Origin of the sequence: Marinicella meishanensis (assembly GCF_019931145.1) — a bacterium.
Taxonomy (GTDB): domain Bacteria; phylum Pseudomonadota; class Gammaproteobacteria; order Xanthomonadales; family Marinicellaceae; genus Marinicella; species Marinicella meishanensis.
Genome location: NZ_JAIOUV010000005.1, coordinates 109,469 through 132,008, shown reverse-complemented (window position 1 = coordinate 132,008; position 22,540 = coordinate 109,469). Strand labels below are relative to the sequence as shown.

19 protein-coding genes are annotated in these 22,540 nt (G+C 50.9%); 7 read left to right on the top strand and 12 right to left on the bottom strand.

The genetic code is table 11. The features are described 5' to 3' along the window. Positions 1-16: 16 nt before the first annotated feature. Together K7G70_RS10000 and K7G70_RS09995 are read right to left on the bottom strand one after the other, a co-directional pair. Positions 17-934, bottom strand: coding sequence for a TolB family protein (locus tag K7G70_RS10000; RefSeq protein ID WP_223788499.1), 918 nt, complete (start codon positions 932-934; stop codon positions 17-19). Positions 935-1,066: 132 nt separating this feature from the next. Next, a complete protein-coding gene (locus K7G70_RS09995) occupies positions 1,067-1,528 on the bottom strand; it encodes a hypothetical protein (RefSeq protein ID WP_223788498.1) in 462 nt (153 codons plus the stop codon). Positions 1,529-1,753: 225 nt separating this feature from the next. On the opposite strand from K7G70_RS09995, the gene K7G70_RS09990 reads away from it, so the two are divergent. After that, a complete protein-coding gene (locus K7G70_RS09990) occupies positions 1,754-2,302 on the top strand; it encodes a hypothetical protein (RefSeq protein ID WP_223788497.1) in 549 nt (182 codons plus the stop codon). A 6-nt stretch (positions 2,303-2,308) separates the two neighbouring features. On the opposite strand, the gene K7G70_RS09985 is transcribed toward K7G70_RS09990, so the two are convergent. The 4 genes from K7G70_RS09985 to K7G70_RS09970 form a co-directional block, all read right to left on the bottom strand. Further along, complete coding sequence (locus K7G70_RS09985; protein ID WP_223788496.1) at positions 2,309-4,018, bottom strand: tetratricopeptide repeat protein; 1,710 nt, start codon at positions 4,016-4,018, stop codon at positions 2,309-2,311. A 185-nt stretch (positions 4,019-4,203) separates the two neighbouring features. Next, complete coding sequence (locus K7G70_RS09980; RefSeq protein WP_223788495.1) at positions 4,204-4,374, bottom strand: hypothetical protein; 171 nt, start codon at positions 4,372-4,374, stop codon at positions 4,204-4,206. 37 nt (positions 4,375-4,411) lie between these two features. Further along, positions 4,412-5,611, bottom strand: a complete 1,200-nt coding sequence (locus tag K7G70_RS09975; protein WP_223788494.1) for an RtcB family protein — start codon at positions 5,609-5,611, stop codon at positions 4,412-4,414. 314 nt (positions 5,612-5,925) lie between these two features. Beyond that, positions 5,926-9,213 carry a S41 family peptidase gene (locus K7G70_RS09970; protein WP_223788493.1) on the bottom strand — a complete coding sequence of 1,096 codons (3,288 nt, stop codon included), beginning with the start codon at positions 9,211-9,213 and terminating at the stop codon, positions 5,926-5,928. Positions 9,214-9,438: 225 nt separating this feature from the next. Between K7G70_RS09970 and K7G70_RS09965 the strand changes: the two genes are divergently transcribed. From K7G70_RS09965 to K7G70_RS09950, 4 genes are read left to right on the top strand one after another with little or no spacing between them, the layout of a single operon-like run. Next, a complete protein-coding gene (locus tag K7G70_RS09965; protein WP_223788492.1) occupies positions 9,439-10,017 on the top strand; it encodes a TetR/AcrR family transcriptional regulator in 579 nt (192 codons plus the stop codon). Next, on the top strand, positions 10,014-11,069 hold the full coding sequence (locus tag K7G70_RS09960) for an efflux RND transporter periplasmic adaptor subunit (RefSeq protein ID WP_223788491.1): 1,056 nt from the start codon (positions 10,014-10,016) through the stop codon (positions 11,067-11,069). Before K7G70_RS09965 ends, K7G70_RS09960 begins: the two co-directional genes overlap by 4 nt. Continuing rightward, positions 11,066-14,065 carry an efflux RND transporter permease subunit gene (locus K7G70_RS09955; protein ID WP_223788490.1) on the top strand — a complete coding sequence of 1,000 codons (3,000 nt, stop codon included), beginning with the start codon at positions 11,066-11,068 and terminating at the stop codon, positions 14,063-14,065. The genes K7G70_RS09960 and K7G70_RS09955 overlap by 4 nt, the downstream gene beginning before the upstream one ends. A 5-nt stretch (positions 14,066-14,070) precedes the next feature. After that, positions 14,071-15,519 (top strand): protein adenylyltransferase SelO, encoded by a 1,449-nt coding sequence (locus tag K7G70_RS09950; protein ID WP_223788489.1) that lies wholly within the window; start codon positions 14,071-14,073, stop codon positions 15,517-15,519. A gap of 29 nt (positions 15,520-15,548) precedes the next feature. Here K7G70_RS09950 and K7G70_RS09945 read toward each other — a convergent pair whose 3' ends face one another. The 6 genes from K7G70_RS09945 to trpS all read right to left on the bottom strand — a co-directional run bounded on the left by K7G70_RS09945 (position 15,549) and on the right by trpS (position 21,841). After that, positions 15,549-16,790, bottom strand: a complete 1,242-nt coding sequence (locus K7G70_RS09945) for a choice-of-anchor B family protein (RefSeq protein ID WP_223788488.1) — start codon at positions 16,788-16,790, stop codon at positions 15,549-15,551. Positions 16,791-16,886: 96 nt separating this feature from the next. Next, positions 16,887-18,152, bottom strand: coding sequence for a metal-dependent hydrolase family protein (locus tag K7G70_RS09940; protein WP_223788487.1), 1,266 nt, complete (start codon positions 18,150-18,152; stop codon positions 16,887-16,889). 2 nt (positions 18,153-18,154) lie between these two features. Further along, positions 18,155-19,459, bottom strand: coding sequence for an aminopeptidase P N-terminal domain-containing protein (locus K7G70_RS09935; RefSeq protein WP_223788486.1), 1,305 nt, complete (start codon positions 19,457-19,459; stop codon positions 18,155-18,157). Beyond that, positions 19,443-19,781 (bottom strand): MGMT family protein, encoded by a 339-nt coding sequence (locus K7G70_RS09930; RefSeq protein WP_223788485.1) that lies wholly within the window; start codon positions 19,779-19,781, stop codon positions 19,443-19,445. Before K7G70_RS09930 ends, K7G70_RS09935 begins: the two co-directional genes overlap by 17 nt. Before the next feature lie 49 nt (positions 19,782-19,830). Beyond that, positions 19,831-20,811 carry a hypothetical protein gene (locus tag K7G70_RS09925; protein ID WP_223788484.1) on the bottom strand — a complete coding sequence of 327 codons (981 nt, stop codon included), beginning with the start codon at positions 20,809-20,811 and terminating at the stop codon, positions 19,831-19,833. Positions 20,812-20,836: 25 nt separating this feature from the next. Continuing rightward, positions 20,837-21,841: a tryptophan--tRNA ligase gene (gene trpS / locus K7G70_RS09920; RefSeq protein WP_223788483.1), complete on the bottom strand. Its 1,005-nt coding sequence runs from the start codon at positions 21,839-21,841 to the stop codon at positions 20,837-20,839. 91 nt (positions 21,842-21,932) lie between these two features. Between trpS and K7G70_RS09915 the strand changes: the two genes are divergently transcribed. Continuing rightward, a complete protein-coding gene (locus K7G70_RS09915; RefSeq protein ID WP_223788482.1) occupies positions 21,933-22,208 on the top strand; it encodes a hypothetical protein in 276 nt (91 codons plus the stop codon). Between the two features lie 58 nt (positions 22,209-22,266). Continuing rightward, positions 22,267-22,539, top strand: coding sequence for a met regulon transcriptional regulator MetJ (metJ, locus tag K7G70_RS09910; RefSeq protein WP_223788481.1), 273 nt, complete (start codon positions 22,267-22,269; stop codon positions 22,537-22,539). Position 22,540: the final 1 nt, after the last annotated feature.

The window sequence follows — 22,540 nt, the reverse complement described above, 5'->3', positions numbered from 1 at the left end:
CACCCTCACCCCCCCCTCACAGTTTGTTGGCCGACCAAACTTGTCGGTAAATCTTGCTTTGTCCGTTCTTTCCTTGTGTGTAAAGGGTTTGCCATTGTTTGAAATCACGCCTGGCCAGGGGCACTTGACCCAAAGTTGAGGCATTGCTGGTCCAATACAAAAGCTGCTTGTTCGCATCATAGAATGGACAATAGTCCAATTGTGGCGTGTTGATTTTTGGGCCCAGGTTGGCAGCCGGTTGCCATTGGCCATCGACGCGACGACTCACATACAGGTCACCACCACCATGACCATCAGGGCGACCGTAGGAGGAAAAAATCAGCACATCTTCTGCGGGGCTGATGAAGGCATTGAATTCGTAAGTGGCTGAGTTGATGGCGGCAGGCAACAACTCGGCTGCACCATATTGCTGCCCATTCCAACGACTCAGGTAGATGTCTTCCTTGCCAGCGCCATCGGCCTTGGTGGCGGTGAAATACAGGTTGCCGTTGCTGGCCACACTGGGATAGAACTCGTTGCCATCAGGCGTGTTAATCGCCTCACCCAAGCGCCTTGCCGGTCCCCATGGGGCTTGTGGGTTGGCCCTTTCAACCACCCACAAATCAAATTGTTGGGTCACTGCGGTTTGGCTTGGGTTGCGGTTAGAGGCAAAAAACAGTTGCTTACCATTGGGGTGCAAAAAGGGTTCCAAGTCTTTGAATTGACCCGAAAAAGTCGCCACTTCAGGCGCGCCCCAGCCACCATCAATGGGTCTGAGCCGCACGATTTGTGAGGCGTCTTTGCCCAGGCTTTCCATGGTCACATACAATTCATCACCACTGGCACTGAGGGCAAAATCCCGCACATGAAAGCCATCGAATTCAAATTCAATGTCGGCGGCAGATGACGTCATGGCCCAGATCAACAGCATCCCGATCAAGTAACAGCGCTGCATAGGAGGTCTCCTCTTTCAAAGAAATCATTATGTCATGTGTGATGCTGTTTCACATGGGCCTTTGGTTGGGTTGCGGATATTGACCCGTCCAATAAAACCAGGGAAAACCCAAAGGGTCTACCTTGGTTTGATTCATTCAGGTTGCTGGTTTTGTCGGTATGAAGCGATCAAACGATTGACTTTCTCCCGATAACTGCGGATGCCATGTTCTTGATTGATTTGGTCGATTTCAGAGAAATACTCAATTTGTTGATCGGCACTCAAACCGATGATGGGGTCGGAACCTGGATTGAATGCCACCTCATACAAGTCATTGGCATTTTGTACATCAGAAGCATAAATATAATGACACCGCGGTCCCCAATTCAAAGGAATGATGCCATCACTCGGATCGGCATCGTCGCTGCGGGCACTTTGGCAACTGGTTTTATCTGCATAGGCCCCTTTGAGGAATATGTTGACATACGTGGCAGGCACACCCACGGGCACGGCTTGGTAATACCAACCTGGACCGCTGATGGTACCGGCTGCTTGACAAAAACTGGCAATCATTAACATACCGACCACCTGAATCAATTTATTTGAAAACTTCATGCGTTTCTCCTGTGTTTGATTAAAAAGCCCATCCCATGCTAATGAATGAAACGAAACATGCCAGGGCATTGACAGGAAAGATTGGTAAATACCATCAAAGGGCCATGATGCGCCCCATTAAATCCAAAATGAAACAACAGCAAATTATTGATTCATTTCACATATTTTGGTTTTTACCAGTTTTTACCGAATGCATAAGCGAGATCTGCAGACATTCCGGTTAAGATGAAGTTTTTCACGACATTTATAAACTTTCTTATGAAACCACTGATATGTTTGGTGATCTTAATTGGATCAAATTGGCCGATCAAAGCCCATGAATTTCTGACTGATATTCTGGTTTACCCAGAAACCATTGGTACCGACCCATATTCCACTTTGAATGTGGTCGAAACTTTTCATTTAACAGCCAATGACCTTTTCAAAGCCGCTGGCAAAGACCTGATTAAACAGGAAATCAAACGCATCGTTGCTCGCAGATCAGAAGATGTACCAGAAGCAGCCATCGTTTGTGATGATTGGGATGCGGTGTTCAAAACTTGTGGTGTCTTTGATCACTGGAATTTGGCACGTTCCATCGCCATTGATCTGTGTGCTGGTGTCGCTGTTGGTTATCCCAGCTTGTATCCAGATGGTCTGATCCCACAGTTCTTAGGTCCAGCGACTTTCATCAATGACGTTGCAATCAGCGAAGAGCACCACACGGCATATCAATTCGATGCCGGTTTGTCGTTCAACTGTGTTGAAGTGGTCAGTAGCATGACTGTAGATTGATTCACTTCATCCATGACACAAAGACAACTGCTTGGCCAAGTCAAGCAGTTGTGATAATTGGCTTTCCAATGACATGCGATCATCTGGCTGCAACTGATCCAAGGTCAAAACATAATGACAGGTTTTGACCACATTGCGCCACCGGGGATTGGCTGGAATTTTGTCGATATCGAGGTATTTGTCCAATGAGCGGGTGCGCAAGGTGCCGTTGTCAATGGACACCGTCCACACCTTGCTTTTTTCAGCCAGTTCGATGCGATCGGTGCCGGTGGTTTTTTCCCAAGTGGTCAATGCATCGACCAAAGTGACCACCAGCTGCTGTTGGAAACTCTGCTTCAGGGCATTGTGGTCCAAATCATTGCTGCTCATGGCCAGCGGCAGTTGCTGGTCTTGCAGCATGAACAGTTGTTGTTCATGGTGCTTGATTGATTGCAGCAGGGCTTTGCGTTCACGCCGTTTGTTGATGGCATAAAACAAAAAGGCCGTGCCCACCGCCAACAACACCAGACTGGCCCACAACACCCCATTGGTCAAGCGCTGCACTTCGGCAGTTTTTTCTGTACTGATCAATTGTTGATTGACCAATTCATGCTGGATGTTTTGTTTTTCAATCCGGTGTTGGATGGTGTTCAAATCGCGGTCATACTTGTCTTGTAAAAACTGTTCTCGGTGTTGCATGTGTGATTGGTAGTGGGCCAACGCTTGGGCGGCATCGCTGGAGGCTGTCAGGCGGGCTTTCAGTTCATACAGCCCACTGAGCAAGCGGTGGTCAGACGCGGCTGAGGCCAAAGCCAGCCCTTGGTCGGTCCACTGGGTCACCGCGTCCCAGTCTTGTTCATCCCAAGCCAATGAGGCCGCGGCCAAATGAAACTCTGCATCCGGTTGCAAACCGTGATTGTATTGGATGCTCTGGGCTTCAGTCAAAAACAAGCGAGCGGTCTCTGGCTGTTCAATCCCCAAATGATGCACCGCCAAATTCTGCAAGGCCCTGGCCTGTGCCCTGGGCGATTTTTTTAAGCGAAATGTGGACAAAATCTGATCGGCGTAAGATTGTGCGGCTTGCACATCACCGGCCTCGTTATGGGCCCTGGTCAGGTCTTCATAGATGTGCGAAATCTGTTGATAGACCCGTTCATCAAAATCGGTTTCTTGGGTATATGCCAGGTATTGCTCCAGTGCCTGCTCATAAAAATCTATGGCCAAATCCGGTTTTTCCATGGCCAGTTGCACCCGGGCAATGTTGTTCAAGGTGTTGCCCACTTGATAGGCATTGCCATGTACCCATTTTAAATTCAGGCTGCGATTGAAATGTTCCAAGGAAGTCACATGGTCTTTTTGCCGATAGGCCACCAGACCCATGTCATTGTGACTCTTGCTGAGCCATTGTGGGTTGTTTTCTTGCTCAGCGATGGACAAGCCCATGGACAAATAGTGGGCCGATGAATCAAATTGATCCATGTGGTAGTGTTTTTGTCCCACCCGGCGGTACCAATTGTATTGGTGTTCGATGTTTTCGATGAATTGTGGGTGTGTTTTGATTTTGGCCAAGTAATAAGATTCTTGTTCATCTTGACCCAGCACATGGTGAATTTCCACCAAATGAAACCACATGGCAACCACCGCATCACCACCGGCTTGGGCGGCTTGTTCACACAGCGGCAAGGCCGCCAGATGATCGCCTGATTTGATGGCATTGGCACATGGATTGGAGGCCATGCCATGGACCCAAGGCCAAATAAGCAGGCACATGCCAAGCCACCAATGATGTTTGCCTCCCCTGTTCAATGTCACCACCCTCGCTTTTTAAGCCAAGCATCTTAGCAGATTTGCTGGCCAACGCAGCGCCCAGAGGGGCAATAATTGATTGACCCTGTTTTTTTTTGAAACAGTTCAATGTTTTGTCACGGTTTGACCGCAGTCCAGACAGCAAAAGGGCCGAATTGATCGGCCCTCAGTTTGCGTTTCATGGATTGTTTGTCCCGTTGTCTTTTGGCTTTGTTGGATTGCTCATGGGCGCCACCTTTGCACATGATGGCGGCCCTGGCTACCCAGTTCCTGGTTTTGTTTTTCATGGTTATCTCCAATTGGCACAACCGCTTTGGGTTGTGGTTATCCTTTCACACACACCACTTGTTTGAGGGTGTGCACCACATTGACCAGATCGGCCTGGTTGGCCATCACTTGATCAATGTCTTTGTAGGCACCGGGTATTTCATCCAGCATGCCCCGATCTTTGCGGCATTCAACACCGGCGGTTTGGGCGGCCAGGTCTTGCACCGAAAACGCCCGTTTGGCAGCCGTGCGACTCATGCTGCGGCCGGCCCCATGGGCACAGGAACAAAATGAAGCTTTCGCCCCTTTGCCCTCGACGATGTAAGACCGGGCACCCATGGAGCCAGGGATGATGCCCAACTCACCCAATCCAGCCCGGATGGCCCCCTTGCGCGTCACCAACACCCGCTGCCCATAATGGGTTTCGTGCGAGATGTAATTGTGGTGGCAATTGATGGCCTTCTTGGTCAAGGTGAAGTCAGGCAATGCCGACGCTTTGAGGGCATCGACCACCAGCTTCATCATCTCTTGGCGGTTGACCCAAGCATATTCCTGGGCCCAGTTCACCGCCATGACATAGTCAGCAAAGTGTTCACTGCCTTCACTGAAGTAAGCCAAATTGGCATCTGGCAGGTGCTGCTGATGTCGCCGCATGTCTTTCTTGGCCAGGTTGATGAAATACCGGCCGATGACATTACCCACGCCTCTTGAGCCTGAGTGCAGCATGATCCACACATCATCGTTTTCATCCAGGCACAGCTCGATGAAGTGGTTACCCCCACCCAGCGTACCCAACTGCCGGTGCCATGTGTGGTTGAACCCTTTGAGCATTTTCATGATCGCTGGGTGTTTCCCCACCAAGTCGTCCAATGGCTTGTCCAGTCCATTAACAGTGGATCGATTGACCACCGTTCGCTGGTGCCAGTTAAACCCCACCGGGACCCGAGCCTCAATGCGGCTCCTGATCTGATACAGATTATCTGGCAAGTCATTGGCCGTCAGGCTGGTGCGTACGGCATTCATGCCACAACCGATGTCCACCCCAACCGCAGCGGGTATCACCGCATTGAGGGTTGGGATCACCGAGCCCACGGTGGCACCAATGCCCAAATGGACATCCGGCATGGCCGCCACGTGGTGATGCACAATCGGCAAATTGGCGATGTTCACCAGTTGATCGATGGCCTGGGGTGCAATGTCTTCGGTGTAAATTTTCACCGGCACCCTGGTTTTGTTGATTTGTTTTAATATTGGCATAATCAAATTCCTTATCAATTGATCAGGCCTCTGCCCTGTTCTTGGGGCATAAAAAAAGCCTGAAACACGATGCATTTCAGGCTTCTATCGGGACGGGTCAACAGTCCCTGGTCTGAAAGGCATCACCAAACGCCTTCCAAACAAATATTTGGCAAATTTGAGGTAGGCGCTTAAAAAATGGTTCTCACTGTGTTGTGTTGCATGTTTAAGCCTCCTGTATGCGGTTCTTGTGGTTGATAATAAAACATCCCCTGACCAGTGGCCAGAGGATGCTGTATTTTTCACGAAATGGCCTGAATGTCAAATGAATTTGATCAATTCTGCCCAAAATCGGTGGGGGCCGGTGGCGACTTGATCACCGATCTGGGGTTGACTTGGAGGTCTTTGAGCAGTTCCTCAACCGCCCGCTCCAATGACGGGTCTTGTCCCGCCGCCACCAATTCAGGCCGGTCGATCAATTCGATGTCCGGGCTGACGCCTTCATTCTCAACCGCCCAGTTGCCTTCGGTGTCCATGAAGCGGAAAGTTGAGGCCAAAATGGATCCACCATCGGCCAAGCCTGGGTTACCACTGATGCCAATCAAACCACCCCAGGTGCGGGTGCCAATGATTTTACCCAAGCCGGCTTTGCGGAAGTAATACGGCAGTGCATCGCCACCTGAGCTGGATTGACCATTGGTCAACATCACTTTGGGACCGTCGTGGGCGATCAACGGCGTGGCATTGCTGTCCAGGTCCAAACCACGGCGTTTCCAATAGTTCAAGGTGGTGCGTGACAGCACTTCAATCATGCGGTCCGGAATGAAACCACCGCCGTTGTAACGGTCATCAATGATCAAGGCGTCTTTACCAATTTGCGGCAACAGCTGCTTGAACAGTTCGCGGTTGCCGTCGATGGCGGTGTTGGGCAAGTGGACATAACCAATGCGGCCATCAGACAATTCATCGACCATGGCCCGACGTTCATTGACCCACTGCAAATAGCGCAACTGACTCTCGGAACTGATGGGTTTGACATGGGCTTGCCATGAACCGGCGGTTTTGGGCTGATTATTTAAGGTCAGGGTTACGGTGCGGTTCACTTGGTGTTCCAACAGTTGATAGATGTTGGCCACGTCTTGGGTGCTCTGGCCGTTGATGGCCAACACATAATCGCCAACTGCGGCTTTGACCCCGGTTTCGGTCAATGGAGAACGGCGGTTGGGGGTCCAATTTTCACCAGCAAAAATGTGGGTAATTTCAAAGTAGCCACTGCGGTGTTTGTCAAATTCAGCGCCCAGCAAGCCATTCTCTTGGCGTTTGACTTGCGGCTGATCGCCGCTGTTGACATAAATATGGCCCGCGTTCATCTCGCCGGCGATCTCACCGAATACATAATCCAGGTCGGTGCGGTGGGTGGCGGCTTGGGCCATTGGCAAATAGCGGTCATGGATGGCTTGCCAGTCCATGCCGTGCATGCCGGGGTCATAGAACCAATCGCGCAGGATGCGCCAGGCATCGGTGTACATTTGGCGCCATTCCACCTGCGAATCAATCTTCATGGTCAGGTGGGTCAAATCCAATTGCGTGTCTTTGGTGTTTTGGTCGGCCGCCGCCTTGATGATGTGGTATTGGTCCCCTTTTTGAATCAACAGGCTCTTACCATCGGTCGACAATTGGTAATTACCAACCCCAGCAATCACAGTTTTGGGTTTGTCTTCTTCACTCAGATCGATGATTTTGATGTTGTTGCCGTTGTTGTTCTCTACCACAAACACCGCCTCTCCATTGCTTTGCAAATTGAAGTAGTTGCTGGCATCACCCGGCAAGGCCCTGACCCGATCATCAAATCCGGCCACTTTCAGATCAACCACAACCCCCTCATCTGCATTTGTTTTATCGGCTTTTTTGTCATCCTTGGCTGAATCGCTGATGCCATCATCAACAAAGGGAAACAAAGCCGGCACCTGATCATTCAAAGAGGCGGCATAAACCCGTGTGGCTTGGTGATACAAATAATTGAACTCATAGCTGCTGAATGACAAGTTATAGTCGCGATTGGACAAGAAGAACAGGTAGCGGCCTTGGGGATCAAACACCGGTGAGAAATCATTGAATGCATCACTGGTTAAGCGACTGACATCACCTGACTTAAAGCTGTAGGCGAACAATGAGCCAAAGCCGCTGTTGGCGGTTTTGGAATACACCAACCATTGGCTGTCGGGTGACCAGGTGTAGTCTTGGATGGTGTTGCGGTTGGAATGATCCAATTTCTTGGTTTTTTTGCTGTTCACATCCACCACCCATAAATTTTGGTTGGTGTCACCATAAGCCAGTTTGCTGCTGTCAGGCGACCACACCGGTGGAAAGCGCCAAGTCGATCCATCGCTTGTGATGCGTTCTACTTGGCCACTGCGCATATGCTGGGTGTACAGTTCATACTCACCGGACGCATCACTGAGGTAGGCAATGTGCTGGCCATCTGGCGACCAGGCGACATTGATTTCACGGGCTGATGGGGTTTGGCTGATGTTTTTGATCTCGCCTTGTTTGGCTGGCACCGAGAACAATTCACCGCGGGCTGCCACCGCCACCCGTTTGGCATCGGGTGACAGGCTCATGGACTCGACATGGTCTTTGACCGATTTGGTTTTGGCCAATTGTGGCTCGCCATGGGCTGGCACCTGGATGCGCAACTGTTTGGACTGGTTGCTTTGCGGATCATAGCGCCACAAATAACCCCCGTTCTCATACACCACGGCGGTGGGACCGGCAGAGGCCCACAGCGAATCAAATTCATTGTGTTCAGTGACTTTCACCGGCTCCCCGCCAGCCACGTAGCGGTATAAATTCAAGTGATAATCGCGATCACTGAGGAAGTAGATGTCATCACCCACCCACACCGGCTGGTGGTCGGTGGCATCATGGGTGGTGAGTTGTTCACTGCTGTTGTTCTCCAGATCATAAATCCACACATCTTGGGCCCGACCGCCACGATAGCGCTTCCAAGTCCGAAACTCACGATCAATCGGCGTATAAATGTATTTTGTGCCATCCGGTGACAACATGCCACCACCGGATTCGGGCACCGCCAATGGCTGCTCCATGCCACCAGCTACCGGCACCCAATAAGGTTGACCCATGCGGATGCCCCATGGCAATCGATTGGCGCGCACCAACACATTTTGGCTGTCTGCTGACCAATCCAGGATGCGGTAATCAAAGCCGCCTCGAGGTGGCATCGGCCCGACGTCGTTGTACCAAGTCAATTGCTGGATGTCACTGCCATCCACGTTCATCACATAAACTTGCCGGGTACCGGTGTATTCTGCGGTGTAGGCTATTTTTTGGCCATCACGAGAAAACTTGGGAAACGCTTCAAAACCTTTGTGCGCGGTCAAGCGGGTTGCCTGGCCTTGGTTGATGTCCACCAAATAAATGTCACCGGCATAAACAAACACCACATGATCCTCATGGATGTCAGCAAAGCGCAGCAGGCGGGTGCCAGGGTCATCGGCTTGGGCCCAAGCGAAGTTGGTCCCTGCCATGGTTAAGAATGCGATTAATATGTACAAATAGATGGATGTGTGGCCGCTGCGGCTCACCCCTGATTTGGCTGGCATGTGTGTCTCCCAATTGGTTGGCTAATTCAGAATGCATCAGTCTAAGGTGGATGACATTCAATTGTCGTGAAAACCCATCAGACTGTAGACCATGGCTTATCTGAATGATTGTGCTAGAGGTCATTATTTATGTATCGAAAAACATCATTGGCCATGAAACTGCAATCACTTGTTTTTTACAATTAATGTTGACCGATCGGTCAGTCAATCGTTATAATGGGCCCCATGAGTGTATCGAAAAAAGAAAAAATACTGCAAGAAGCGTTGGTGCTGTTCGCCAGTCATGGCTTTGCCCATGTGTCTTTGTCCATGATTGCCAAGCAAGCTGGCGTCACCAAAAGTTTGATCTTCCATCATTTTGAAAACAAAGAACAATTGTGGGAAACCGTCAAAGAACGTTTTTTTCAACAATACGCCGACAATCAAATGAACCTGTTTGAAGTGGAAAAAGACCCCATTGAGTTGATCCGTAAATCCATGCTCTATTACTTTGAATTTGTCAAAAACAACCCGATGATCCCACGATTTTTTGCCTATGCCCATTTGGAAAATGACGAAACTTGCGGACAAATGGACCAGCCACTGATCGCCAGAGGCAGTGAATTGATTAAACAGGCCCAAGCCGACGGTCTGATGCGTCAGGGATTTAATCCTGTGGTGCTGGTGATGAATTTCATCACCGTCATCAACCAATATTTTGTCGCCCAGTGTCATTTCGAACATTGGGATCCAGCCATATACGAAAATCCAGATGCGTTCATCCATGATTTCATCAACAACACCATCGAAGGTATCAAACCATGAAAGCCATATCACCCACCCCACTATTGACCCTGTTGGTGTTGTTTCTGACGGGCTGCCAACAGGAACAACAACCGCCAATACACGATGAAAAAATTGGCTACAGTTCTGCCACCTTTTCACCCACCCAACAATTCAAAACACACCAAGTGGCGGCCTTTGTGGTGCCCACTGATCAAGCCAGCCTGTCGTTTCAAGTCAGTGGCATCATTGCTGAACAGTACATCAAAATCGGTGATCAAGTGGAACCTGGACAGGAACTGTTCAAGGTGAGCAATCCCTCATTGGCGCCACAGATACAACAATTCAAAAGTCAAATCGACGCCATTGATGCCACTTTGGAACAAAACAGTGCCGAAGTGAAGCGGGTGGAAAACCTCAAAAAAACCAATGCCATCAGTCAAAATGAACTGGATCGACTGACCAATCAACAGGACAACTTGCTGGCCACCCGCAAAAGTTTGGAAGCCCAACTGGAACAGGCACAATCACTGTACGATGAAACGCTGCTCAAGGCCCCTTTTGCCGGCAACGTGGCTGAAATTTACAAAGAAGCCGGCGAAGTCATCGCCCCGGGTGAAGTGGTGCTGTTGGTCGGCGGTGTCACCTCGCTGGAAGCCCCCATTTTCCTGCCCGCATACATCCATAAAAACATGGTGTTGGGACAATCTTTGAAAGTGAATTATCTGCAGCATGAAATGACCGCCACGGTCAAAGAAATCAGCTTATCGGCCAACCCCAAATCCCAGTTGTTCAAAGTGATGCTGGATGTGCCGATTGAACACGACATCAAATCCGGCGAAAAAATCACCGCTGAGATCAAAGAAGACATGGGCCAGTATTATCGCCTGCCCATGGAAAGTGTGATCGATGACGGCATCAATGAACCCTTTGTGTTCCTGATTGACAACAACCAAGTCATACAGACCGCCATCAAGTTGATCGACATCGAGGACAATGATGTGATAGTGGAAATGCCGCACCAAGGTGCCATCGAAGTGGTGACTGCCGGTCAGGTGAACCTCTCACCCAACCAAAAGCTGAACCAATCATGAGTGTGGTCAGGGTGTTGGTCGGCCAGAAACGACTGATTTTAACCACCTCCATTTTGTTGGCATTGTTTGGGACGTTTTCCTGGACCAGCATGAACCGCCAGGAAGACCCGTTCTTCCCCTATCGCCAAGGATTTGTGTTGGTGCAGTACCCAGGTGCTGATGTCAAAAAAATCGAAAAGCAGGTGCTCAAACCTCTGGAAGAAGAGCTGGCTCAGATTGAAGAAATCGATGAAATCAGGGCCACCGTGCGTTCTGGCTTTGCGCAAGTCATTGTGAAAATGTTGGACCACATCACTGACACCGACTTGGTCTGGGACCGGGTGCGGCGGGCGGTGGACAAAGCCCAGGTGAAATTTCCCGACGGGGTACTGGAGCCCTCAGTGGAGGACCGCTTGCTGGACACCGCCGTGGCGGTTTACAGTTTGTCTGGCATCAACGACATCATGCAACTGCGTGAAGCGGCCAAATCGATCAAGAACCGCATGTTCAATTTGCCCGGCATTGGCAAAGTGTCTTTGTATGGCATGCCAGAAGAACAAATCACCATCACCCTCAAAGAATCGTTCAACAACAGCGCCATCATCAACCACGAATCGGTCGCCAGACAAATCAATGAACGCACCAAAGCCCAGCCGATCAATGCCCTGCATGTGGGCAATAATCGGGTCAACATCGATGCCCACACCGAATTCAAATCATTGGAAGAAATCAAAAACACGCCGATTAAATTGACCAATGGCGAACAATTGCCGCTGTCGGCCATTGCGGACATCAAATGGGAAGCCGAAACCGTGTCCAATTCGGGCTTTTGGCACCACGGTGAACGGGCCATTGCTTTGAGTTTGTATGTGCCCATCAACCAATTGAATGTGGTGGACTTCGGTGATGAACTGCGTGCTTATATGGATGATGTGCGTGATTTGTACCCTGAAGTCACCATCGAAGAAGTTTTCTTCCAACCCGACCGTGTGTTGGACCGCATTCAAGAGCTCGGCGGCTCGTTGCTGACCGGCATGCTGTTTGTGACCCTGATCCTGGCCTTTTTCCTGGGCCTGCGACCCGGGTTGGTGGTGGCCACTGTGATTCCCTTGGTGACCTTCTCTTCCTTGGCCATTTTTAACATGGGTGGTGGGGTGCTGCATCAAATGGCCATTGCCGGCATGGTGATTGGTTTGGGTATGCTGGTGGACAACGCCATTGTGATGGTGGAAAACATCCAGTACCACATGGATGAAGGCATGCGCGGATCTGACGCTTCGGTGACCTCAGTGAAGAACTTGGCCATGTCATTGGGCTCGGCCACAGGCACCACAATTGCGGCGTTCATGCCGATGCTGTTGTCACAAGGCAACTCGGCTGATTTCACCCGTGCCATACCCACCATGATCATTTTATCGATTTCGGTCAGTTATATATATGCCATCATGGTAACCCCGGCATTCAGCCACATTTTTTTGCGACCACACCAAGAAAATCAACACTCAAAGTTACAAGCATTGGGACAAAAACTGGGTCAAGTGGCGGTCAGCAAAACCAACACCATCATTGTTGGGGCACTGGGTTTTCTGGTGGTTTCTGGATTCCTGTTTGGCTTTGTGCAAAGGGACTTTTTCCCGGACACCGATCGCAACCAATTGATCGTGGACATCAAATTTCCAGAAAACTCACACATCATCCAGAACACCCAAGTGACCCAAACCATTGCCCAGCAATTGGCCAACCGCGAACATGTGCAAAAGACCGCCACTTTTGTCGGTAATTCTGGCCCGGTGTTTTATTACAACTTGGTGGAAAAACCCCGGGCGCCACACATTGCCCGCATCATTGGCATCCTGGATGATGTGGAAAACGCAGGCCCTATCATTGATTGGATGGCCGAAGAAATTTCACCCCAATACCCTCAAGCCGAAATCGTCGCCAGACGTTTGGGGCAAGGGCCACCGGCCGATGCGCCAATTGAAATTCGGGTGATTGCCGAGGACCGCCGTGAATTGACCGAATCGGTGCGCAAGATTCAAGACCTGCTCAGTGAAACACCGGGCACACGCACCCTGCGCAACACCATTGGCTTGGGCATGGCCAAGTTAACACTGACACCCAAAGACGCCTTGTTGAACCGCAATGACGTGACCCGTGATGAACTGGCCAGTGGCTTGGCCCTGCGCACCTCAGGACAGATCATCGGTCAATTCCGCGGTGGCGTAGACCCGGTTAACATCGTCATGCAATCACCAGAAAACGTCAACTTCAATGTCCAGGATCTGGATGACATTTCCATCAACAACGGTGAATACCAGCTGTCTTTGAATGCCTTGACCGAACAAAGCATTGAATGGCTGCCCGCCTCCATCAACCACATCAATCTGCAACGCACCGCTTCGGTGTATTCTGAAACGGTCGACGGTTACACCTATGATGATGTGCTGAATGTGTTTTTACCGCGTCTGGCTGAAGTCGAATTCCCACGAGGAGTCAGGTATTATGTGGCCGGTTCGGTACAAGAGTCTGGCAAGGCCAACCAATCGCTGGGCAAAGCCTTACCCATTGGCATCATCATGTTGTTGGTGTTCTTGTTGATTGAATTCAACTCCTTTAAAAAAGTGTTGATCATATTGATCACGGTGCCATTGGCCTTTGCCGGGGTGCCTTTTGGTTTGTTGTTGACCAGCACCCCATTTGGCTTCACCGCCACCCTGGGGGTATTGGCGCTGGTCGGAATCGTGGTCAACAACGCCATTGTGCTGTTGGATTTGATCAAGAAGAATCAAGACAGTGGCATGTCCATGTCCACCGCCATAGAACAAGCGGTGGCGCGCCGCACGCGGCCTATCATATTGACCACGCTGACCACCATCGCCGGTTTGTTGCCCTTGGTGATGACCAAATCCACATTGTGGCCGCCTTTGGCTTGGTCCATCATTTCCGGCCTGCTGGCCTCGACCGCCTTGTCACTGTTGGTGGTGCCTTCGGTGTACCAAAAACTGATCAAAGCGTGACTGAGATGACCGCAGCATTGCAAACCAACTACGCACAATTGGGTCCTGAATTCAGCTCCCCGACCCAGCCAGGCCGATGCAGCCGACCCAGCGTGTTGCTGTGGAACGAAGCCTTGGCCGATACACTGGGCATTGACTTTGACCCCCAGCAACAGGCGCTGGTTTTCAGTGGGCAAAAGCTGCTGCCCGGTTCACAACCGGTGGCCATGGCCTACTCAGGTCACCAATTTGGCCAATTCAATCCACACCTGGGTGATGGCCGGGCCCACTTGTTGGGTGAGCTGACATCCTCTCAAGGAGAACAGTTCGATGTGCATTTGAAAGGCTCAGGTCGCACCCCCTACTCCAGAAATGGCGATGGCCTGTGTGCCTTGAAACCGGCGGTCAGGGAATTTTTGATGTCAGAAGCGATGCATGCTTTGGGTGTGCCCACCACCCGCACCCTGGCGGTGGTGAGCACCGGTGACACCGTGATGCGCCAAACGCCAGGACCCGGTGCGGTGGTCACCCGCATCGCCAACAGCCATCTGCGCATCGGCACCTTCGAACATTTCGCTGCCCGTGGCCAACACCAAGCGGTGCAAACCTTGGCCGATTTGGCGATCGCATTGCACGGCCCAGAAAATCTGGGTGACAAGCCCACAAAATACCTTGACTTTCTTTCCCATGTGATTGATTTACAGATTAATTTGGTGGTTGAGTGGATGCGTGTTGGCTTCATCCATGGGGTCATGAACACGGACAACATCCTGGTCTCAGGTCACACCATTGATTACGGGCCCTGTGCCATGATGGGTGCCTATGATCCGGGCGCTGTGTTCAGTTCCATTGATCACCAAGGCCGCTATGCTTATGGCAATCAACCGGCCATCATGCAATGGAATTTGGCCCGATTGGCCGAATGTTTGTTGCCACTGATCAATGACGACACCGATCAAGCGGTGGCCGATGTCATGCCCTTGATCGAAGGTTATCGTGATCAATACCAAGCGGCTTTTCACCGCATGATGGCGGGCAAGCTGGGTTTTACCGATGCCACGACAGTAGAACCGCAAGTCGTCAATGCCTTATTGGATGTGATGCAAGACCGGCAATTGGATTACACCCACACTTTTGTCCAATTGGGTCAGCTGTTGTCCGCCGATCAAAGCCAAACACAAATCCATGATCAATTGACTGATTGGGTTAACACCTGGCAAGCTCAGTTGGCACAACACGGCATTTCACCGGAGTCCGCGCAACAAACCATGGGGCGGCACAACCCCGTGGTGATTCCGCGAAACCAACTGGTGGAACAAACCTTGGAAGAAACCGAGCAGAGCCGACAGGCCGATGCTGTCATGGCCATGTTAAAAGTGCTCAGGAAGCCGTATGAAGTGCAAGCAGAAACCGCCCTGTATCAAGCATTCGATGCCGATGATGATTTGAATTATCAGACATTTTGTGGCACGTGAATGCCGCCGATGCCACCGGGTTGATCAATTCAGTCTAAGCCATCAATAAAAATCAGATCCACAGGCGGCAAATTGGGTTGCAAAATGAACACCCCCCGGTTGATGTCGGACACGATGACAATGCCATTGTCAAAAAAGGGGTACACGTTCCAAGCCCCGGGAAATCCGGTGCCGTCCCCTTCAGGATAGGTATCAAAAAAAGCCACTTCCTTCATTTCAGCCTGTTTCAAGTTACCCAATTCCAGAATCCGCAAACCGCGCGAGTAATTGGCCTGATAAGTGTGTGAATCAACGATGTATTGATTGTGGTCTATGGAAGCACCGTGGGCTTCATGAAATCCCCGGTACACCGGTTGATCAATGTTGAGGTAATCCATCACCATGGTGCGGGTGTTGTGACCATTGAAGCTCTCATCCAGCTCATCATCAATGACAAAATATCTTTGATCAGGGGTCAACCACCCTTGATGGGTATACTGCGATCCGCTGTAACCGGTTCTGGCCAACTGGGTGGGACTGTTTTTGTTGGTCACATCGACCACGGTCACGGTGTCTTCGTTGCTGGCAAAACACAATTCTCGACCTTGGTAATCCACATCCGGTCCTTGGTAATTCAGGCATTGCACATCATGGGTGTAGCCATCTTGTTCAAAACAACCCGCGAACTGTGGCGACAATGGGTTGTTGATGTTGACCATGTGCAAGCCACCATCACAGGTGTTGCCACCAACCAAGTAAGCAAAACCTGAGGCATCATTGATGGCGATGTTGTGGGCATCCCGAAAGCCCCCGCCTCGGTACACATGATCGGCCGTAAAGGTGGCGGGCTTGTTGGGCACCGACAACAGCCGGGTCAAATCAAAAACTTGCATGCCATGATCGCCGATGTTGTCGGCCACGATGAAAGCGTATTGGCCACGGGTTTTGATGTCGCGCCAGGTGCTTGCTGAAAACTCGCTGGGTAAATTGCCCAAAAACACCGGCTCATCAGGGTCGGTGATTTCCACGAATGAGGTGCCATTGGAGCGCCCCACCAAGGCAAAATAACGGCCGCTGGCTTCGTGTTTCCAACCCCATGAATCTGAGCCTTGTCCGCCGCCCAGGGTTTTGAGGTCCAAATGCCCTTTCAAATCGATGTTGTGGCAAGCAAAAATGTCGGCCATGCCGTTGCTGCAATCATGGGCCGCTTTGAAGGCATAGCCGGTGTATGGCTGATTGTGCGCCTGGTGCATCATTTTGGCAAAATCAATGTCTGGGTATTTCTTGCCCATGATTTTGGCCCTGGCGGGTGTTTGGCATGCTTGAATGGGCCATGCCAAAAGCAACAGCATGAAGGTTATCGGGACCAGAGGTTTCATGGCAAGTACTCAGTTCGTGAGGGTGTTCTTTTCTATTTTACCATCTTTGATCACCACCGCAACTGTGGTCATGGTCTCAATATCAACCAATGGGTTGTCAGTGACCACCACCAGATCGGCCAAAAAATTCGGCTTGATTTGGCCCAGTTGGTCGGCTTGGCCCAACAATTCAGCGGCATGGATGGTGCCGGCTTGAATGGCTTGCGCCGGGGTCATGCCATGGCGCACCAGCAAGCCAAATTCTTCACCGTTGCGACCATGTTCTGACACCCCGCTGTCGGTGCCCAGGGCGACTTTTACCCCGGCTTTGAAAGCCCGATTGAACGATCCGGCAATCACCGGACCAATGGTCGCGGCTTTTTTGGCCACCACATCGGGAAAGAAACCTTTGACCTGGGATTTTTCAGTGACCCAATCGCCGGCAATCAAGGTGGGCACCAGGAATGTGCCGTGTTGTTTCATCAAACGAATGATTTCATCATCCAAGTAGGTACCATGTTCAATGCTGACCACGCCGGCTTCAATGGCCCGCTTCATACCGGCTTTGCCATGGGCATGGGCTGCCACCTTGAAGCCATAATCTTTCGCCGTGGCCATCAAGGCCGTCAATTCCTCGTCATTGAATTGGGCATTGTCACCACTGGCCGCTTGACTCAACACCCCACCGGTGGCAGTGATCTTGATCAAATCGGCCCCGTCCTGATAGCGCTGCCTGACCGCACGCATGGCATCTGCCGGTCCATTGATGACCCCGTGGGTCGGCGTGGAGTGTGGAAACAAACCATCTCGATAACCATTACTCGGATCGGCATGGCCACCGGTGGTGGCCAATGATTTGGCTGTGGTGAAAATTCTCGGCCCCCTGGTTTTGCCTGCAGCAATGGCCTTTTTCAGGGCCACCGAAACGTTGAACGAATCACCCAAATCCCGGATCGTGGTGAAACCGGCATCCAAGGTGCGGGCGGCGAACATGGCGGCATTGAAGGCCACATCCGCTTCATTCAATTCATATTTTTCCAAATAACGCGAGGCACTGTGTTCGTGGGTGATGTGGGTGTGCATGTCCATCAATCCGGGCAAACAATAGTACCCACTGAAATCATGGTCCACGGCTTCACCGTTGTGGCTGCTGATTTGGCTGAACCGATTGCCCTCAATGGTCACCACTTGATCCTTGAGCATGCGACCGGCCGCGGCATCAAACAGGTGGCCACAATGGATGGTGGTGGCTTGCAGTGCGGATGAAAAAAGCAACAAGGTCAATAATATTCTCATGGTTATCCTCTCATAATGTGTTCGATGTCGGCGATTTGCTTGGGCGCATTTTTACTCAGCACCACCGGACCTTTTTTGGTCACCTGCACATCGTCCTCAATGCGGATGCCCATACCCCGCCATTTTTTCGGTGCCTTGGAATGCTCACTGATGTAGATGCCGGGTTCAACCGTCAACACCATGTTGTCTTCCAATTCCACCCACAAGTCATCCACCCGATAATCGCCGCAGTCATGCACATCCAAACCCAACCAATGGCCGGTCATGTGCATGTAGTAGTGAGAATAGGTTTTTTCTTCCAACACCTGGGCCAAACTGCCTTTGATGATGTTCAAGTCAAGCAAACCCTGGCTGATGGTTTTCACCGCTGCGTCATGAAAGTCATTCCAATGACTGCCGACTTGGACCGCATCAATGGCGTCGGTTTGGGCCTGCAACACCACTTCATACAAGTCCTTTTGGCGGGCATTGAAACAACCATTGACCGGAAATGTGCGGGTGATGTCTGAAGCGTAATAATCATATTCGGCACCGGCATCAATCAACACCAAATCACCGTCATGCAACTGTTGATCGTTGTTGATATAGTGCAAGATGTTGCCGTTTTCACCACTGCCAATGATGGGTGGGTAACTGCTGTGTGATCGGTGGCTGATCAGGTGTTTGCTGTATTCTGCCTGCAAGTCATACTCATATTGGCCAGCCTGGCAGCTTTGCATCATGCGGATGTGAGCAGCGGCCGCGATGTCGGCGGATTTTTTCAGGCATTTGATTTCAGCCGGTGATTTGTACAAACGCATGTCATGGATGACGTGGCTGATTGACATGAACTCCTCGGGGGCTTTGGATTTTTGCCCTTGGCGGGTTTCGATGGCTTTGATCCACAAGGCGATGCGTTGATGAAAATCGTTGTTGTCGCCAATCTTGAAGCAGACCTTTTCACAGCCTTCCAACAGCAAAGGCATCCGCCGATCAATTTCTTTGATGTCATAAGCCGCATCAAAGCCATAGTGATCAACCGCGCCTTGGGTGCCCACCATGGGGCCGTCCCACATGATTTTTTTGGGATCGGCTTCACGGCAAAACAACACCTGCTTTTCTGTGCGGTTACCAGGCAGCAAGACCAACACCGCGTCGGGCTCATTGAAACCAGACAAGTAATAAAAATCACTGTCCTGACGGTAGCCATAGTGCACATCGCCATTGCGCAAGTATTCAGGCCGACTGCCCAACAAGGTGATGGAGTTGGCGCCGGCAATTTTCATCAGTTGTTGGCGACGTTTGATGTATTCAGACGTTTTGATCATGTGGGTCTGGGGTGGTTCCTGGCCATTGGTAAATTGACAGATCTATTGTATCACCGAGACCCATTTGTATGCCTTCTGATTGCAGCTTTTTCAGTTGTCTTTGGTGGCTGGGCAGGTCTTTGGGAATGGTGATGCGACCACCGGCACCGATCACCCGATGCCAGGGCAGTTGATACTTTTGGCTGCAGCTGTGCAACACCCGGGACACCTGCCTGGCAGCCCGGTGGTTACCAGCCATGGTCGCGATTTGTCCGTAGGTGGCCACCTGGCCTGCCGGGATTTGGCCAATCAGGGTGATGACTCGGTGGGTGAAATCTTGCACCAGTCAACGCCGCCCATGAAGGCCCGTGTGGGGTTTGGCATGGCAGGGTTTATTCGGCGTTGGCATCTGGCGTGCGACCACCACCCATTTTCGATTTGGCCCAACCCAGGGCTTTGTCTTTGAGGGCCACGAATTTCTTCGAACCCCGTTCCAACTTGGCCTCCCATTCTGGATTCGGTTCCTGCCCTTCGGTGACTTTGAAAAACACCTGCATCAACGCGGTCATGGCAATCGGATCGATCAACGCGGCTTTGATGCCCCAAGCGGTGACGATGGCCAACACCAACACCCACACATTGCCGTCATAACCAATCAAGCCGAGCAGGCCCGCCAATGGGGCAAACACCATAACCAGCACCAGCAAAGACAAGACCCATGTGATGATGGTCAAGAACAAGGCGTTTTTCAGAAAAGTTTTGTAATTCTGCGCATACAGCACCAAGGCTTTGCGTGAGTCTTCCCAGGGATTTTCAGAATTGTTCCTGATGTAGTATGCCAAGATCACTTCATCCACATAAGTCAAAGACATGTTGATCACGGCATTGATGAAATTTACCAAGCCTTGGGGCAGCACCGGCAGGAACGACATGACCCCGGAAAAGATGCGATTGAACGTTTTCAGCACCCCTTTAATCAATTGGTCGACGCCAAACAACACCGATGATTCTTTGAAGCGCGATTTCACCACTTGTTGGGCATATTTGATTTGGCCTTGGCCATCAGGCATGGGTTCACCGTCCAAATGTTTGACGATCACCGCGATGTGTCCGGCTTTAACCAAATACAGCAAATATTCCCGCACGTAGTACAGAATGCCGCTGACCAAGGTGAAGCCGCCGACCATGCCATAAAACAAACCGCCTTCTTTGCCATCACCGACACTGCCGATCAAATAGCCGATGCCGCCACCGGTCCCCGTGCCGATGATGTAGGCCAAGGTGATTCCCATGTAGATCAAAAACCGAAACAGCACAAACTCTTTGGTTTTCCACAAGGTGGACATCACTTGTCCAAATTTAAAATCGACCATACTTCACCTCTTTTCGATACTGCAATTATTTGATTGGCCGGATCCCCACTGCCTCCTTCAATCGCACCAAAAATGGCGTGGCATAGGCTCGGGCTTTGGCCGCACCCTTTTTTAACTCCTGTTCAATTATAGCGGGGTTGTTGATCAATTCTTGGTATTTTTCCCGGGCCTCTTGCAATTCTGTGTTGATCATCTCAAAAAGCACTTGCTTGGCCGCACCCCATGCGATGCCGTTGGCAAATTCGGCCTTCATTTCATTCACTTGTTGTTCAGATGCAAAGGCTTTGTAGATATCAAACACAAAAGAATCATGGGGATCTTTCGGTTCACCGGGCTCCAAGGAGTTGGTTTTGATCTTCATGATGTGTTTTCGCAGTTGTTTCTCTGGCAACCACAAAGGGATGGTGTTGTTGTAAGACTTACTCATTTTTCGACCATCCAAACCAGGCAACACCGCTACGTTGTCATCCACCACGGTTTTGGGCATCACGAAGTGCTCACCAAAATGGTGATTGAAACGGGCACCGATGTCACGCGCCATTTCCAGGTGCTGGGTTTGGTCTTTGCCCACCGGCACTTCAGTGGCATTGAACATCAGGATGTCAGCGGCCATCAACACCGGATAACTGAACAGGCCCATGGTGATGCCTTTGTCCGGATCTTCTTCCCCTTTTTCGGTGTTTTCGGCCACCTGCGCTTTGTAGGCATGCGACCGGTTCATCAAGCCTTTGGCGGTCATGCAAGTCAACAGCCAGGTCAACTCGGTGATCTCTGGAATGTCTGATTGGCGGTAGAAGAATGTCTGGTCGGTATCCAGGCCCAAAGCCAACCACGTGGCAGCAATTTCCTTGGTGGATTGTGCCACCCGCTCAGGTTCCCAGCATTTGATCAGGGCGTGGTGATCGGCCAAAAAGAAATAACTGTTAACCGCCTCGTCTTGACTGCGTTTGATGGCGGGTTTGATGGCACCCACGTAATTACCCAAATGCGGGGTGCCGGTGGTGGTGATTCCTGTTAAAACCGTGTTCATTGACTGTCCAATTGTTCAAAATGCACTATTGTATTGGACCCCTGTCAGTAAATACAATGCCCTGAACGACAAATCAAAACCGGAGCAACGCATGAAACTGTACCAAGCCATGATCTTCACCAGCCTGATGCTGTGGCAAAGCTGGGCCACCGCCAAATCCGATGCCGAATACGCCCAAGCCAACAACTTACCGGCCATGACGGTGTTCATGGATGTGAACAAGCTGACCAGAAAAAACCTGGCGGCCAAAAAGATGACCAAAATCCATGCCGAATTCGGTGCCGCTGGCTATGAATTGGTCGGCATCAACCCCTACACCGAAAATGGTGACTTGGAAGGATTCTTCCTGTCCTACAAGAAAAAGTGAACGTTGAATTCACTCGGCTTCATGATAAAATGATGGTTTTATCAATCTGGACGTTTATATGGCTTGGAACGGCAAATACATCAATCCTTATGTGCCACATGGCAAAAAGAGTGAGCGGGTCAAGAAGATCACGGTCTCCATCCCGTTTGATGTGTTGAAAATTCTGACCGATGAACGCACCCGCCGACAGGTGGCCAATCTGAAACATGCCACCAACAGCGAATTGTTGTGTGAAGCCTTCCTGCATGCCTACACTGGCCAACCCCTGCCCACCGACGAAGACCTCAGCAAAAGCAACACCGAATACGACCGAAAATTACGCGGCCAATAGC

Coding starts and splice junctions, on each gene's coding strand:
- K7G70_RS10000 (WP_223788499.1), bottom strand. CDS start 934: ATGCAGCGCTGTTACTTGATCGGGATGCTGTTGATCTGGGCCATGACG.
- K7G70_RS09995 (WP_223788498.1), bottom strand. CDS start 1,528: ATGAAGTTTTCAAATAAATTGATTCAGGTGGTCGGTATGTTAATGATT.
- K7G70_RS09990 (WP_223788497.1), top strand. CDS start 1,754: ATGAAGTTTTTCACGACATTTATAAACTTTCTTATGAAACCACTGATA.
- K7G70_RS09985 (WP_223788496.1), bottom strand. CDS start 4,018: ATGGCCTCCAATCCATGTGCCAATGCCATCAAATCAGGCGATCATCTG.
- K7G70_RS09980 (WP_223788495.1), bottom strand. CDS start 4,374: ATGAAAAACAAAACCAGGAACTGGGTAGCCAGGGCCGCCATCATGTGC.
- K7G70_RS09975 (WP_223788494.1), bottom strand. CDS start 5,611: ATGCCAATATTAAAACAAATCAACAAAACCAGGGTGCCGGTGAAAATT.
- K7G70_RS09970 (WP_223788493.1), bottom strand. CDS start 9,213: ATGCCAGCCAAATCAGGGGTGAGCCGCAGCGGCCACACATCCATCTAT.
- K7G70_RS09965 (WP_223788492.1), top strand. CDS start 9,439: ATGAGTGTATCGAAAAAAGAAAAAATACTGCAAGAAGCGTTGGTGCTG.
- K7G70_RS09960 (WP_223788491.1), top strand. CDS start 10,014: ATGAAAGCCATATCACCCACCCCACTATTGACCCTGTTGGTGTTGTTT.
- K7G70_RS09955 (WP_223788490.1), top strand. CDS start 11,066: ATGAGTGTGGTCAGGGTGTTGGTCGGCCAGAAACGACTGATTTTAACC.
- K7G70_RS09950 (WP_223788489.1), top strand. CDS start 14,071: ATGACCGCAGCATTGCAAACCAACTACGCACAATTGGGTCCTGAATTC.
- K7G70_RS09945 (WP_223788488.1), bottom strand. CDS start 16,790: ATGGGCAAGAAATACCCAGACATTGATTTTGCCAAAATGATGCACCAG.
- K7G70_RS09940 (WP_223788487.1), bottom strand. CDS start 18,152: ATGAGAATATTATTGACCTTGTTGCTTTTTTCATCCGCACTGCAAGCC.
- K7G70_RS09935 (WP_223788486.1), bottom strand. CDS start 19,459: ATGATCAAAACGTCTGAATACATCAAACGTCGCCAACAACTGATGAAA.
- K7G70_RS09925 (WP_223788484.1), bottom strand. CDS start 20,811: ATGGTCGATTTTAAATTTGGACAAGTGATGTCCACCTTGTGGAAAACC.
- trpS (WP_223788483.1), bottom strand. CDS start 21,841: ATGAACACGGTTTTAACAGGAATCACCACCACCGGCACCCCGCATTTG.
- K7G70_RS09915 (WP_223788482.1), top strand. CDS start 21,933: ATGAAACTGTACCAAGCCATGATCTTCACCAGCCTGATGCTGTGGCAA.
- metJ (WP_223788481.1), top strand. CDS start 22,267: ATGGCTTGGAACGGCAAATACATCAATCCTTATGTGCCACATGGCAAA.